A 15916-nucleotide genomic window follows, 5' to 3' on the forward strand; every position below is an offset into this window, starting at 1 on the left:
GGCGCTCGGCGTCGAGCTGCCGCTGCGCGCCGTGTTCGAGGCCCCGACGGTCGCGGCGCTGAGCGGGTGGATCGCCGCGGGCGGCGACGCGGGCGGAGAGGCGGCCGGACACGCCGGCCCCGCGCGCCTGCCCCTCGTCGCGCGCCCGCGCCCGGACGTGGTCCCGCTCTCCGCGGCCCAGACCCGGATGTGGCTGCTGTCGCGGATCGACGGCGCGCATCCCTACACCATCCCGATCGCGCTGCGCCTCACGGGCCCGCTCGACGCCGACGCGCTGCGCGCGGCCCTCGCCGACGTGGTGGCGCGCCACGAGAGCCTGCGGACCCGCGTCGTCGCGATCGACGGGGCACCCGCGCAGCAGGTCCTGCCGCCCGACGCGGCGCGGCCGGACCTCGACGTGCGCGCGGCGGACCCGGAATCCTGGCCGGACGCGCTGTCCGCGGCGGCGCGCGCGCCCTTCGACCTGGCCGTCGACCTGCCGATCCGCGCGCGGCTGTACCGCTTCGGCCCGGAGGCGCACGGGCTCCTCCTCCTGATCCACCACGTCGCCGCCGACGGCTGGTCGCTGACCCCGCTGATGCGCGATCTCGCGGCGGCCTACGCGGCGCGCCGCCGCGGCGCCGCGCCGGAGCGCCCGGCCCTGCCGGTGCAGTACGCCGACTACGCGCTCTGGCAGCGCGACCGTCTCGGCGACGAGGCCGACCCGGACAGCCTGATCGCCCGCGAGATCGGCTACTGGCGCGCGCAGCTCGCGGGGCTGCCCGATGCCCTCGCGCTGCCCACCGACCGACCGCGCCCGGCGACGGCGAGCCACCGCGGGCGGCGCGTGCCCCTCGCCCTCGGGCCCGACCTGCACCGCGCGCTGGCGGATCTCGCGCGGCGCGAGCGGGCGAGCCTGTTCATGGTGCTCCAGGCCGGCCTGTCGGCGCTCCTGACCCGCCTGGGCGCGGGCGAGGACATCCCGCTCGGGAGCCCGATCGCGGGCCGCACGGACGAGGCCCTCGACGGCCTCGTCGGCTGCTTCGTCAACACGCTGGTGCTGCGCACCGACACGTCCGGCGACCCGAGCGGCCGCGATCTCGTGGGACGGGCCCGCACCGCCGCGCTCGAGGCCTACGCGCACCAGGACGTGCCCTTCGAGCGCCTCGTGGAGGTGCTGAACCCGCCGCGCTCGCTCGCGCGCCACCCCCTGTTCCAGGTCATGCTGGCCCTGCAGGACGGCGTCCCCGAGTCGTTCGAACTGGCCGGCCTGCGCGCCGTCCCGGATCCGGTCGGCGCCGGGGCCGCGCGGTTCGACCTCGCCTTCGACCTCGTCGAGCGGCGCGGGGCCGACGGGACGGAGGCGGGCGTCGTCGGCCACCTCGAATACGCCACGGACCTCTTCGACGAGGCCGGCGCGACCCGCCTCGCGCACCGGTTCGCGCGGCTGCTCGCGGCCCTGGCGGCCGAGCCGGACCGGGCGATCTGGGATCTCGACCTGTTCGAGGCCGGCGAGCGGCGGCAGGTCCTGACGGACTGGAACGCGACGGCGCGGGCGGTGCCGCGCGAGACCCTGCCGGCGCTCGTCGCCGCGCAGGCGGCCCGCGCGCCGGAGGCCGTCGCCCTCGTGGCCGGATCGGAGGTGCTGCGCTACGCGGAGCTCGAGGCCCGCGCCAACCGGATCGCCCACGCGCTCATCGCCCGCGGAATCGGACCGGAGGACATCGTGGCGGTGTCGCTGCCGCGCGGGCCGGACCTCGTCGCGGCGCTGCTGGGCGTGCTCAAGGCCGGGGCGGCCTACCTGCCGCTCGACCCCGGCTACCCCGCGGAGCGGCTCGCGCTCATGCTGGCCGATGCCCGGCCCGCCGGCCTCGTGACCGTCGGGGCGTGGCCGCGGCCGGACGGCCTGGCCGCCCTGGTGCTCGACGCCCCGGACGGGCGCGCGGCGCTCGCCGCCGCGCCGGCCCGCGCGCCGACCGACCGGGACCGGGCGCGCCCGCTCGTGCCGGCCCATCCCGCCTACGTGATCTACACGTCCGGCTCCACGGGCCGGCCCAAGGGGGTCGTGGTGCCGCATGCCGGCCTGACCAACCTGCTGCACGACCTCGTCGATCGGCTCGGCGTGACGCCGGAGGACCGGCTGCTCGCCGTCACCACGGTCGGCTTCGACATCGCGGGCCTCGAACTGTTCGGGCCGCTGCTGCGCGGCGCGCGCGTCGTGCTGGCCGGGCGGGACGACGTGCTCGATCCCGGGCGTCTGGCGCGGCTCGTCCGCGAGGCGGGCATCACGCTGATGCAGGCGACGCCGACCCTGTGGCGCGGCCTCGCGGAGACGGACGCCCTGCACGGCGTGCGGGTGCTGGTGGGCGGCGAGGCGCTGCCGCCCGACCTCGCCGGCGCCCTGAGCGCGCGGGCGGCGCGGGTCACCAATCTCTACGGCCCGACCGAGACCACGATCTGGTCCACGGCGGCCGAGATCGTGCCCGGCGCGGAGGCCGTCACCGTCGGCGCGCCCCTGTGGAACACGCAGGCCTACATCCTCGACGGCGGCCTGCGGCCGGTCCCGCCGGGCACGGTCGGCGAGCTCTACCTCGCGGGCGCCGGGCTCGCCCGCGGCTACCTCGGACGGCCGGGGCTCACGGCCGAGCGCTTCGTCCCCTGCCCCTTCGGCCCGCCCGGCGCGCGCATGTACCGGACCGGCGACCGCGCGCGCTGGCGCGCGGACGGGACCCTCGACTACCGCGGCCGCGTCGACCACCAGGTGAAGATCCGCGGCGTGCGCATCGAGCCCGGCGAGATCGAGGCGGCGCTGATCGCGCAACCCGGCGTCGCGCAGGCGGTCGTGACCGCGCGGCAGGACCGGCCCGGCGACGCGCGGCTCGTGGCCCACGTCGTCCCCGGCCCCGGGGCGGCGCTCGACCCCGCGGAGCTGCGCCGGGCGCTCGCCGCGACGCTGCCGGACGCGATGGTGCCCGCGGCCGTCGTGACGCTCGACGCCCTGCCGCTGACCCCCAACGGCAAGGTCGACCGCGCCGCCCTGCCGGCGCCGGAGCCGGTCGCCGACCCGGCCGCCGACCCGCCGCGGACCGGGACGGAGCGCCGCCTCGCCGCAATCTGGGCCGAGGTGCTGAACCTCCCCTCGGTCGGGCGCAGCGACAACTTCTTCGCCCTGGGCGGGCACTCGCTCCTCGTCGCCCGGGTCGTCGCGCGCCTGAGCGAGGCGCACGGCATCGTCCTGCCCCTGCGCGCCGTGTTCGAGGCGCGCACCCTGGCGGATCTCGCGGTCGCGATCGACGGCCGGGACGCGGGCGGCGCGGACGCCGACATCGACGCGATGAGCGACCTCCTCGACGCGCTGGAACACGCCGAATGACTGACACCGGCCCCTCGCGGGACGACCAGCTGCGCGCCCTGGCGGCGCGCTTCTCCGCGCTGCCCGACGGCAAGCGCCGCAAGTTCCTGCAGGAACTCGCCGCGCGCGGCCTCGACGCGGACCGCCTGCCGATCCTGCCCGCGGAGGGCGGCGACGCGGGACCGCTCTCCGACGCGCAGCGCCGGTTCTGGCTCCTCTGGCAGCTCGACCCGGAGAGCCCCGCCTATCACATCGTCGGCGCGCTGCGCCTGACCGGTCCGCTCGACCCCGAGGCGCTGGACCGGGCGTTCGCCGGCGCCGTCGCCCGTCACGCGGGCCTGCGCGCCCGCTTCCCCCTGCGCGACGGGGAGCCGGTGCAGCAGGTCGACCCGGCGGGCACGTTCGCGATGGTCCGCCACGACCTGACCGGCTGCGACGCGGCCGAGGCGCGGGCGCGTCGCGCCGCGATCGAGGCGGCCGTCGAGCGGGCGCCCTTCGACCTCGCGCGCGGGCCCCTGCTGCGCGCCGCCCTGGTGCGCGAGGCGCCGGACCGGCACGTCGTCTTCCTGACCCTGCACCACATCGTCGGCGACGCCGTGTCGATGGACCTGCTGATCGACGCGGTCGCCGCCGGCTACGGATCCGACGCGCCGGAGAGCGCGGCCCCCGCCATCACCTACGCGGATTACGCCGTCTGGCAGGCGCGGATGCTGGACGCGGGCGCCCAGGCCGCGAGCCTCGGGTTCTGGACGGATCTCCTCGGCACGGAGCACCCCGTCCTCGCCCTGCCCGCCGACCGGCCGCGCCCCGACGTGCCCAGTTTCACGGGGGAGACGCTGACCTTCCCGCTGCCGCCCGCGACCGCGGCGGGCGTCCGCGCCCTGGCCCGCCGTGGCGGCGCGACCGTGTTCCACGTCCTCGCCGCCGGCTTCGCGATCCTGCTCCAGCGCCTCGGCGGCGAGCGCGCGGTCCGCCTGGGCGTGCCGGTGGCGAACCGCACCCGGCCCGAGACCGCGGGCGTGATCGGCAGCTTTGCCAACACCCTGGTGCTGCCCTTCGCATTCGACCCGCTGGACAGCTTCGCCGCGTGCGTGGAGGCGACGCGGGCGCTCCTCGTGGAGGCGCAGGCCCATCAATCCGTGCCGTTCGAGCGGCTCGTGAGCGCGCTGAGCCCCGACCGGCATCCGGGCCGCAATCCCCTGTTCCAGGCGATCGTCCAGCACCTGCAGGAGCGCCCGCTCGCCACGATCCGCCTCGGCGACCTGTCGGTCGAGCGCGTCCCCCGCGCCACCGGCAGCGCCCACGTGGATCTCGGCCTGACCACGCTGGAGGACGCGCAGGGCGGCTTCACCGCGCACCTGACCTACGCCCGCGACCTGTTCGACGCGGCCACCGTCGCGCGCTGGCGCGACCATTTCCTGACCCTGCTGGGCAGCCTCGTCGCGGCGCCGGGCGCGCCGATCCACGCGGCGCCCCTGCTCGCACCGGACGAGATCGCGCGGCTGAACCCGCCCTCCGCGCCGTCCGACGACGACGGGCTGCCCGTTCACGTGACCATCGCGGGGCTCGCGCGGGCGGACCCCGAACGGACCGCCGTGATCTTCGCCGATCGGGCCACGAGCCGCGGCGCGCTGGACGCCGAGGCGAACCGCCTCGCGCACCGTCTCGCCGAGGCCGGCATCGGCCCGGACACGGTCGCCGCCGTGATGCTGCCCCGCTCGCCCGGCCTGCTCGCCGCCTATCTCGGCGTGCTCAAGGCGGGTGGCGCCTACCTTCCGCTCGGGCTCGACCTGCCGGACGCGCGGATCGCCGCGATGGTCGCCGACAGCGGCGCGCGCGTCCTCGTCACGGATCGCGCCCATGCCGGCCGCGGGCCGGCCGCGGTCCCGCGGATCCTGGTCGACGCGGACGCACCGGACGCGGGAGCGGGGACTCCACCCCCGGTGGCGCTCCACCCGGACAACCTCGCCTACCTGATCTACACCTCCGGCTCGACGGGGAAGCCGAAGGCGGTGGCGGTCGCGCACGGCCCGCTCGCGATGCACGTCCGCGCGACCGCGCCGCTCTACGAGATGGACGCGGACTCGCGCGAGTTCCACTTCATCACCTTCAACTTCGACGGCGGGCACGAGCGCTGGCTGACGGCGCTCGCCTGCGGCGCCAGCCTCGTGCTCCGCGACGACGCGCTCTGGTCGCCGGCGGAGGTGTTCGCGGCGTTCCGCCGGCACGGCGTGACGAATGCCGGCTTCCCGCCGAGCTACGTCCGGGAACTGACGCGCTGGGCCGAGCAGGAGGGCGGCGCGCCGACCCTCGACCTGCTCTCCTTCGGCGGCGAGGCGATGCCGCGCGACGAGCTCGCGCGCGTCAACCGCGCCCTCGGGCCGCGCCGCCTCATCAACGGCTACGGGCCGACCGAGACCGTGGTGACGCCGCTCGTCTGGAAGGTCCCCGCCGGCACGACCTGCGACACGCCCTACGCGCCGATCGGCAGCCCGGTGGGCGACCGGACCGCCTGGGTCCTCGACGACGCGCTGCACCCGGTGCCGGTGGGGGTGGTGGGCGAGCTCTACATCGGCGGCACCGGCCTCGCCCGCGGCTATCTCGGACGCCCCGGCCTGACCGCCGAGCGCTTCGTGCCCGACCCGTTCGGCAGGCCCGGCGCGCGCCTCTACCGCACCGGAGACCGCGCCGCACGCCGCCCCGACGGCGCCCTCGACTACCGCGGACGCGCCGACGAGCAGGTCAAGATCCGCGGCCAGCGCGTCGAGCCCGGCGAGGTCGCCGCCGCCCTGCGCGCGCAACCCGGCATCGCCCAGGCCGCCGTCGTCGCCCGCCGCAGACCCGACGGCCCCGCGCGGCTCGTGGCCTACGCGGTGCCGGCGCCGGGCGCGCGCCCGGACCCGCCGGAGCTGCGCCGCGCCCTGGCCCGCGACCTGCCCGAGGCCCTGGTGCCGGCCGCGATCGTCCTGCTCGACGCCCTGCCGCTCTCGACGAGCGGCAAGCTCGACGCCCGCGCCCTGCCCGAGCCCGACGCGGACGCGCCCGCCCCGGACGCCGACCCGCCGCGCACGGCGACCGAGCGGCGCCTCGCCGATCTCTGGGCCGCGGTGCTCGGCCTGCCCGGCCCCGACGCCATCGCCCGGTCCGACACCTTCTTCGAGCGCGGCGGCGATTCCATCCTCGCCCTCCAGCTCGTCACGCGCGCCCGTCAGGCCGGCCTGACGCTCACCCCCCGCGACGTGTTCACCCACCAGAGCCTCGCCGCCCTCGCCGCGCACGCCGAGCGCCAGGGCGCGAGCCCCGCGCTCCCCGCGCGCGAGGCGGCGACCGATCCGGGCCTCGAGGCCGGCCCGGTGCCGCTGACCCCAATTCAGAGCTGGTTCCTGGCTACGCCGATGCCGCGGCGCGCGCACTGGAACATGGCCGTGCTGCTCGTCCCGCGGGCGCGCCTCGCGGCGGACCGCGTCGCGGAGGCGCTCGCCGCGCTGTCCGCCGCGCATCCCGCCCTGCGGCTGCGCTTCGCGCGGGCGGCCGACGGCGGCTGGCGGCAGACCTGCACCGCCGCCGACGCAGGCGCGATCGACGGGTCGCTGTGGCGCCGCGAGGCCCGGGACGCGGCCGCCCTGTCGGCGCTGGCCGAGGCCGCGCAGACGAGCCTCGACCTCACCCGCGGGCCGGTCCTGCGCGCCGTCCTGGTCGATCCGGCCCCGGACGGCGGGCAGCGCCTCCTCCTCGTCGCCCACCACTTGGTGGTCGACGCCGTCTCCTGGCGGATCCTGGTGGCGGATCTCGCCCTGGCCGTCGCGGGACGGCCGCTGCCCGCGCCCGCGACCTCCTTCCCCGTCTGGGCCCGGCACCTCGACGCCCTGGCCCGGGATCCGGCCGGGGCCGACCGCCGCCGCGCCTGGGCCGAGGCCTGGGCGGCGCGGCTCGCGCCGTCCGCGTGCGGCCTCGAACCCGCCCGGCCCGACGCCCCCAACGTCGAATCCGCCCAGACCGAGATCGCCGACAGCCTCGACGCCGACGCCACCGACGCCTTCCTGCGCCGGGCCGGCCGGCCCTACCGCACGCGCCCCGACGAACTCCTGCTCGCGGCGCTCGCGGTGGCGGTGTCGCGCCGCTGCGGCGGCCGAGCCGTGCGCGTCGTGCTCGAGGGCCACGGTCGCGATGCCGACGCCCTGGCGGACAGCTTGGCGGACGCGGCCGGCGAGGCGGCCCGCCACGACCTGAGCCGGACGGTGGGCTGGTTCACCACGCTGGTGCCGCTGCGGCTCGACCCCCTCGGCGGCGAACCGGACCTGCCGCCGGACGAAGCCGCCCGCGGTGCTGCCCTCGGCGCTGCCCTCTGCCGCGTCAAGGAAGCCCGCCGCACCCTGCCCCAGCCCGACCTCAGCCACGACCTCCTGCGCCACTGCGCCGAGCCCGATCTGCGCCACCGCCTCGCCGCGACACCCGAGCCCGGCATCCTCCTCAACTACCTCGGCCAGATCGACGCCGACCGCGCCGACCCCGACGCGCCCTTCGCCCTCGCCTCCGAGAGCGCGGGTCCCATGCGCGCCCCCCACAGCCCCGCGGGCGCCGAGCTCACCCTCACCGCCCTCGTGCGCGCCGGCCGCCTCCACCTCGCCTGGCGCTTCAGCCCGGACCGGCACGACGCCGCCGCCATCGCCGCCATCGCCCGCGACACCCGGCACACCCTCGAGGCCCTCGTCGCCCACTGCGCCGATCCGCGAACCCCGCGCCGGCCCACCCCCGCCGACCTGCCCCTCGCCCGCCTCGATCAGGCCGGCCTCGACGCCCTCCTCGCCAACCACGCCCTGGCTCCCGACAGCCTCGCCGACCTCTACCCGCTCACCCCCCTGCAGGAGGGCCTGCTCTTCCACGCCCGCCTCGCCCCGGAGGACGTCGCATACCGCAACCAGGTCCGCCTCGACCTCGAACCCCTCGACCCCGACCGCTTCGCCCGCGCCGTCCGCGCCACCCTCGAGCGCCACGACGTCCTGCGCACCGCCATCCTCGCCCCCGCCGACGGCCCGCCCCTCCAGGCCGTCCTCACCGCCGTGCCCGAACCCCTCACCCGCCTCGACTGGACCAGGGAGCCGTCGAGCGAGGACGCGCCGGACGAGGACGCGCTAGACGAGGACACCCTGGACGCCCGCCTCGCCGACCGCCTCGCCGTCCTGGCCGCGGCGGAGCGCGCCCGGCCGTTCGACCTCGCTCGCGCCCCGCTCCTGCGCCTCGTCCTGGTCCGCACCGGACCCGCCCGCCACCACCTCGTGCTCACCGTCCACCACCTGATCCTCGACGGCTGGAGCACCGCACGCCTCGTCGCCGAGGTGCTCGCCCGCTACCGCGGAGAGGAGCCCGAGCCGGTCACGGGACGCTTCGCCCACTACCTCGCCTGGCTCGCCCGCCAGCCCCGCGCCGCCGCCGAGCGCTTCTGGCAGGACGCCCTCGCCGGCCTCGACGCCCCCACCCGCCTCGCCGACACCTTCGAGGCGCCCGGCACGCCCGATCCGGCGCGCGCGGTTCAGCGGCGCCCGGGCGAGCAGCCGCCCGGCCACGGCGAGGTCCGGCACCGGGTGCCGCCGGCCGCCGCCGGGCGGCTGCTCGCCCAGGCGCGGGCCGCGCACCTCACCCTCAACACCTGCGTCCAGGCCGCCTGGGCGCAGCTCGTGGCCGCCCGCACCGGGCAGGCGCGGGTCGCCTTCGGCACGACCGTGGCCGGGCGCCCGGCCGACCTGCCCGGGGCCGAGACCGTGCTCGGGCTGTTCATCAACACCCTGCCGGTGATCGTGGACCTCGACCCGGCCCGGCCACTCGGCGCGTGGCTGGCGCAGGTGCAGGCGGTCAACCTCGGCCTGCGCGAGCACGGCCACCTGCCGCTGGCCGCCGTGCAGCGCCTGGCCGGCCCCGCGGGCGCGGGCACAGGTACGGGCGGCCTGTTCGACAGCCTCGTGGTGTTCGAGAACTACCCCGTCGACGCCGCCCTCGCCGCCGCCCGCCACGGCCGGGACGGGGACGAGGACGGAAACGGCCACGGCGACGGGGACGCCCCGCACCGCCTGCGCCTCGGGCCGGCCGTCGTCGCCGAGACCACGCACTACCCCGTCACCCTCGTCGTCCAACCGAGAGTCACCCCCGACGGGACGCAGCTGGCCCTGCGCCTGAGCTACGCCGCCGACCGCCTGGGACAAGCCGACGCCGAGGCGCTGCTCGCCGCCTTCGCGGCTCACCTCACCGCCCTGGCCGAGGCCGACCCGGCCACGCCGCTCGGGGCACTGCCGCCGCCGATCCCCGACAGCGACCGCGCGGTCATCCGGTCCGCGAACGCGACCGCGCCGGCCTACCCGACCGGCGCCGGCGACGTGCTCGCCGCCTTCGCCGACCACCTCGCGCGAGACCCGGACGCGGTCGCGGTGACCGACGCGCAGGGCGCGCTGACCCGCCGCGGCCTCGACACCGCGGCCTCCGCGCTGGCCCGCCGCCTCGCGCGCGCCGGGGCAGGTCCCGACACGCTGGTCGGCGTCGGGCTGGAGCGGTCCCGCGCCCTGCTCGTCGCCTGGCTGGCCGTGCTCAAGACGGGGGCCGCGATCCTGCCCCTCAACCCCGAGCTGCCGCGCCCGCGCCTCGTCGCGACCGCCAGAGAGGCGGCCCTGCGCCTCCTCGTCACCGAGTCCGGCCTGGGCGGGCGGATGCCCGGGCCGGCGGAACTCCCGGACCTGCAGATCCTCACCCCGGACTTGGCGGAGCCGGCGGCGGGCGATCCGGCCCTGCCGGCCGCGGCGCCGCACCCGGACGCCCTGGCCTACCTCATCTACACGTCCGGCTCGACCGGAACCCCCAAGGGCTGCGCCAACACCCGCGGCGCCATCGCCAACCGGCTCGCCTGGATGCGGGCCCATTTCGCGGTCGGCCCCGCCGACGTGATCCTGCACAAGACCCCGGTCTCCTTCGACGTCGCCGTCTGGGAGATCCTCCTGCCCCTCGTCAGCGGCGCCCGCCTGGTCATGGCGCCGCCGCGGGCCCACCGCGACCCGGACGCGCTGGCCGCCCTGATCCGGCGGGACGCGGTGACGATCGTGCACTTCGTGCCCGCCCTGCTTGAGGCGTTCCTGGCGTCCGGCCGGCTCGCCGCGTGCCCGAGCCTGACCCGCATCGTGTGCAGCGGCGAGGCGCTCGCCCCCGACCTCGCGGCCGCCGTTCGCGCCCAGAGCCGGGCCGACCTGGCGAATCTCTACGGGCCCACGGAGGCGGCCGTCGACGTCAGCGCCTGGACCTGCGGGCCCGAGCCGGACGCCCCGCGCGTGCCGATCGGGTATCCGATCGCCAACACGCAGCTCCACGTCCTGGACGACGCGCTGCACCCGGTGCCGGTGGGCGTGGTGGGGGAGCTCTACATCGGCGGCACCGGCCTCGCGCGCGGCTACCTCGGACGCCCCGGCCTGACCGCCGAGCGCTTCGTGCCCGACCCGTTCGGAAGGCCCGGCGCGCGCCTCTACCGCACCGGGGACCGCGCCGCACGCCGCCCCGACGGCGCCCTCGACTACCGCGGACGCGCCGACGCGCAGGTCAAGATCCGCGGCCAGCGCGTCGAGCCCGGCGAGGTCGCCGCCGCCCTGCGCGCGCAACCCGGCATCGCCCAGGCCGCCGTCGTCGCCCGCCGCGGACCCGACGGAGCCGCGCGGCTGGTGGCCTACGCGGTGCCGGCGCCGGGCGCGCGCCCGGACCCGCAGGAGCTGCGCCGCGCCCTGGCCCGCGACCTGCCCGAGGCCCTGGTGCCGGCCGCGATCGTCCTGCTCGACGCCCTGCCGCTCTCGACGAGCGGCAAGCTCGACGCCCGCGCCCTGCCCGAGCCCGACGCGGACGCGCCCGCCCCGGACGCCGACCCGCCGCGCACGGCGACCGAGCGGCGCCTCGCCGATCTCTGGGCCGCGGTGCTCGGCCTGCCCGGGCCCGACGCCGTCGCCCGGTCCGACACCTTCTTCGAGCGCGGCGGCGATTCCATCCTCGTCATGAAGCTCGTCGCCGCCGTCCAGGAGAGCCTGGGACCGCGCCTGCCGCTGCGCGCGGTGTTCGATCACCCGACGCTGGCGGATCTGGCCGCCCGGATCGACGCGGACGGCAGCACCGGCCGGTCCGGGGCGGCCGACCTCACCGACATGGAGAGCTGGCTCGACGCGCTCGAGTCGGCGGCAGGAGCGACGCGGACATGACACTCCAGGCCACGCAGATCGCGCGACGCTTCGCCCGGCTCGCGCCGGAGCAGCGCCGGGCCTTCCTCGCCAAGCTCGCCGAGAACGGGATCGACTTCGCCACCCTGCCGATCGTCCCGGCGGACGGCGACAGGACGGCGCTGCCGCTCTCGGCGGCGCAGCGCGGCCTGTGGCTGACCTGGCAACGCGAGCCCCTGAGCCCGGCCTACAACCTGACCGGCCTCGTCGAGATCGCCGGGACCCTCGATCCGGCGCTGCTCCAGGCCGCCATCGACGACCTCGTCCGGCGCCACGAGCCGCTGCGCACCACCTTCGGGCTGGATCCGCGGGGCGAGCCGTGCCAGCGCGTCCACCCGGCCGCCCCGGTCCCGATCCGGGTCCGCGAGGGGCTCGACGCCGCCGGCAGCGACGCCCTCGCGGAGGCCCTGGCCGGCGCGCCGTTCGATCTGGAGGCGGGCCCCCTGCTCCGCGTCGAGCTGCACCGCCTCGGGGACGGCACCGACCGGATCCTGCTCGGCCTGCACCACATCGCCGCCGACGGGCAGTCGATCCCCGTGCTGCTGCGCGACCTCGACGCCCTGTACGCGGCCCGGTCGCGGGAGGCGGGGGCCGACAGTCTGCCGCCGCTGCCCGTGCAGTACGCGGATTACGCCCTGTGGCAGCACGGCCGGCTCGAGGCCGGGGAGGCCGAGCGCCAGGCCGCGTACTGGCGCTCGGAGCTGGGCGCGTCCCCGGCCGAGACGCCGCTGCCCCTCGACCGGCCCCGCCGCGCGGAGCGCGATGCGTCGGGCGGGATCCACCCGTTCCGGATCGCGCCCGGGGTGAGCGAGGCCCTGCGGAGCCTCGCCCGCCGCGAGGGCGCGACGCCGTTCATGGCCGCCCTCGCGGGCTTCGCGCTGACACTGGCGCGCTACGGCGATGGCGCGGACGTGCGCGTCGGCCTGCCGCTCGCCGACCGCGCGCGGCCCGAGACGCGCGGCATGGTCGGCCACCTGACGGGCATCGGGGTCCTGCGGGCCCGCGTCGACCCGCGCGACGGATTCCGCGCCCATCTGCGGCAGGTCCGCGATCGGCTGCTGGCCGCCCAGGCGCACGCCGATCTGCCCTTCGACCGGATCGTCGCGGCGTCGGCGACGGAGCGCCGGCCCGGGCTCCACCCGCTGTTCCAGGTCAAGGTCACCGAGCAGGCCGCGACCCCGCCCGACGCCCGGTTCGCCGGCCGGCCGATGCGGCTGCGCGGCCTCGACGGGGGCGACGTCCACTTCGATCTCAGCCTCGATCTCGTCGATTCCGCCGAGGGCCTGTGCGGCCGTCTGGCCTTCGCCCGCGACCTGTTCGACCCCGGGACCGTCGCCGGCCTGGCCGAGGCCTTCGCGGCGCTGCTCGCCGCGGCCGTCGCCGAACCCGACCGCCCGCTCTACGCGCTGGCGAGCCCCGCCCCGCACGCGACCGCGTCGACGGACCCGGCCGCGCCCGACGTGGTCGCGCCCGAATTGGTCGTGCCCGACGTGGTCGCGGCATGGCGGGCCCGCGCGGCCGAGGCGCCGGAGGCGCCGGCCCTGCGGCAGGGTCGGCGCTCCCACAGCCGGGCCGCGCTGGACGCCGCCTCGGACCGCCTCGCCGCGCGGCTGGCCGCGGGCGGGGCTGGCCCTGAGGCACGGGTCGCCCTCCATCTCGGCCGCGGGCCCGAATGGGTGCTCGGCCTCCTGGCGATCCTCAAGACCGGCGCCGCCTACGTGCCGATCGATCCCGGCCTGCCGGCCGCCCGCCGGGCCGACCTCGTGGCCGGGAGCGGGGCCTGCCTCGTCCTGGGCGAGCCGGTCCCGGGCGACCGGCCCGACCGGCCGGTGATCGCGGCGCGCTTCGATCCGGCCGAGGACGCGGCGGCTCTGCCCTTCGCGGCCGCTCCGCCGCATCCCGACGCGGCGGCCTACATCCTCTACACCTCGGGTTCCACCGGGCGGCCGAAGGGGGTCGTCGTGACCCGCGGCGGCCTCGCGCAGTACGTGGCGGGGATGCTGGCGCGCGTCGGCCTGCCCGCCGGCGGCCGCCTCGCGATGGCCTCGACCGTGGCGGCCGACCTGGGCAACACCGTGCTGTTCGGCGCGCTGGCCGGCGGCTCGGAACTCGACCTCCTCGACCACGAGACCGCCCTCGATCCCGACCGCTTCGCCGCGGCCGTCGGGGGGGACGCGGCGGGGGGCCGGGGAATCGACGTCCTGAAGATCGCGCCGAGCCATCTCGGCGCCCTGCTCCAGGCGGCCGATCCCGCCGCCGCGCTGCCCGACAGGCTGCTCGTCCTCGGCGGCGAGGCACTGCGCTGGCCCCTCGTCGACCGGATCGCCGCGCTGAAGCCCGGCTGCCGGGTGGTCAACCATTACGGGCCGACCGAGGCGACGGTCGGTGCGCTGTGCCAGGAGGTCCGCGCGGGGGCGGAACAGCGTGACGGTGCGCTCGGCCCGGAGGACGGGGCCGGACGGTGGGCCGGCGGCGTGCCCATCGGGACCCCGCTCCCGGGCGTCCGCGCGCGCGTGCTCGACGGTTTCCTGGCGCCGGTGCCGCCGGGCGCGACGGGGGAGCTCTACCTCGGCGGGCCCCAGGTCGCGCGGGGCTATCTCGACCGGCCGGGCCTCACCGCCGAGCGATTCGTCCCGGACCCGTTCGCGGACCCAGTCTCGGGGCCCGGCGCGCGCCTCTATCGGACCGGCGACCGGGTCCGGCTACTCCGCGACGGCAGCCTCGCCTTCGTGGGCCGGACCGACGACCAGGTGAAGATCAGGGGCCACCGGGTCGAGCCCGGCGAGGCGGCCGCGGCCCTGCGCGAGCTTCCGGGGGTCCGCGACGCCGCCGTCATCGCGCTCGCCGAACCGGAGGCCGACGGGGCGGACGGCCTGCGACTCGCCGGCTACGTCGTGGCCGAACCGGACCTCGACCTCACCGCGCTGGGCACCCGGCTCGCCGAGCGCCTGCCGCCGGCCCTCGTGCCGACGAGCCTGACCCGGCTCGACGCGCTGCCCCTGACCCCTAATGGCAAGCTCGACCGGCGCAGCCTGGCATCGCTGGAGGTGGCGCGCGGGACGGACGGGAAGGATCCGCCCCGGGACGGGATGGAGCAGGTGCTCGCCGCGCTCTGGGCCGACCTCCTCGGCCTGGATCCGTCCGCGATCGGCCGCGACGACGCCTTCTCGGACCTCGGCGGCGACTCGATCCTGAGCCTGAAGATGCTCGCGCGCATCCGCCGGCAGGGCATCGAGGGGGGCAAGACCCTAACCCTCGCCCGGATCCTCGGCGCGAAGAGCCTCGCCGACCTCGCCGAACGCGTCGCGCCGGCGGCTCCGCGCGGGCCGGAGATCGTCCATCTCCGCCGCGAGGGCGGGCGGATCCCGCTGTTCTGCGTCCCCGGATTGATCGCCAACGCGACCGAGTTCGCCGCGCTGGCCGCGCGGCTCGGGCCGGAGCGGCCGGTCCACGGGTTCGTCAGCCACGTCTACACGGAGGCGCGCTGGCAGGGTTACGACGTGCCCGCGCTGAGCGGCGCCTACGCGGCGTGCATCGCCGCGCACGCGCCGGGCGGCCGGTGCGCGCTGGTCGGCTGGTCGTCCGGCGGCGATCTCGCCTACGAGACCGCGCGCCGCCTCGAGGGGCGCGTGCGCGTCGACTTCCTGGGACTCGTGGACGCGTTCGAGTCGGTGCCCTTCGCGGCGCCGCGGGCTCTGGACGCGGACGCGCGGGCGCTGGCGACGCGGCGCCTCGCGGACTGGCTCGACGGCTCGCGGATGGCCGACCGGTGGCGCGGCCTGATCGCCCGCATGGACGCGGACGAGCGGGAGGCGCTCGACGCCTACCTCGTCGACAACCCGGAGCTGCCCTCGGACGGGCCCGACCTGACGGCGCGCGAGTTCGAGCTGTGGGCCCTCCTGGACAAGCGCGTGCGGGCCAAGCGGCACGCCTTCGCGCCGCTGGCGCGGTCCGTGCACGTCTTCCAGGCCGCGGATTCACTGACGCGGCCGGAACGCCTGCGCGACTGGAGCAGGCTGGCGCCCGTCGCCGATCTGAGGATCATTCCCGGCCCGCGGCACCTGGACATCCTCCGGAGCACCGCGTTCCATGACGCGTTCGCCGAGGCGCTCGACGCGGCCGACGCCTGACCCAGACCTGTCCAGAGGCCGCTGTCGATTCCGGCGCGACGGCGGCTCCCGCGCCGTGCTCGGCGCGGGCCACGTCTCCCCCGCGCGGGATGACGGGCCACGACGGCGGGGGAGAAGAGGCCCGCGCGGGGGGGGGCGCGTCGGATCAGGGACCGCGCGCCGGTCCGGCCGGGGCTGGCGCGGGCGGGGTCGCGGCAATCGTCCGACCCGGACGCCCGGCC

The 15916-nt window shown here is 77.8% G+C and carries 3 protein-coding genes (1 of these 3 only partly in view); all 3 read left to right on the forward strand.

The genetic code is table 11. From position 1 onward, the window contains the following. Tightly spaced (each overlapping or abutting the next), the 3 genes in view from LOK46_RS17280 to LOK46_RS17290 form a layout consistent with a single transcriptional unit that may run on beyond the window. A protein-coding gene (locus tag LOK46_RS17280; protein ID WP_273559132.1) for a non-ribosomal peptide synthetase crosses the window boundary here: on the forward strand, positions 1 to 3352 show its 3' end. It extends 8102 nt beyond the left edge of the window; the window shows 3352 of its 11454 coding nt (coding positions 8103-11454); its start codon lies off the left edge, out of view; the stop codon is at positions 3350 to 3352. Next, positions 3349 to 11547, forward strand: coding sequence for a non-ribosomal peptide synthetase (locus tag LOK46_RS17285; protein ID WP_273559134.1), 8199 nt, complete (start codon positions 3349 to 3351; stop codon positions 11545 to 11547). The genes LOK46_RS17280 and LOK46_RS17285 overlap by 4 nt, the downstream gene beginning before the upstream one ends. Further along, a complete protein-coding gene (locus tag LOK46_RS17290) occupies positions 11544 to 15695 on the forward strand; it encodes an amino acid adenylation domain-containing protein (protein ID WP_273559136.1) in 4152 nt (1383 codons plus the stop codon). The genes LOK46_RS17285 and LOK46_RS17290 overlap by 4 nt, the downstream gene beginning before the upstream one ends. The last annotated feature ends 221 nt before the right edge of the window (positions 15696 to 15916 follow it).

It is taken from the genome of Methylobacterium sp. NMS14P (assembly GCF_028583545.1).
GTDB lineage: Bacteria > Pseudomonadota > Alphaproteobacteria > Rhizobiales > Beijerinckiaceae > Methylobacterium.

Coding starts and splice junctions, on each gene's coding strand:
- LOK46_RS17285 (WP_273559134.1), top strand. CDS start 3,349: ATGACTGACACCGGCCCCTCGCGGGACGACCAGCTGCGCGCCCTGGCG.
- LOK46_RS17290 (WP_273559136.1), top strand. CDS start 11,544: ATGACACTCCAGGCCACGCAGATCGCGCGACGCTTCGCCCGGCTCGCG.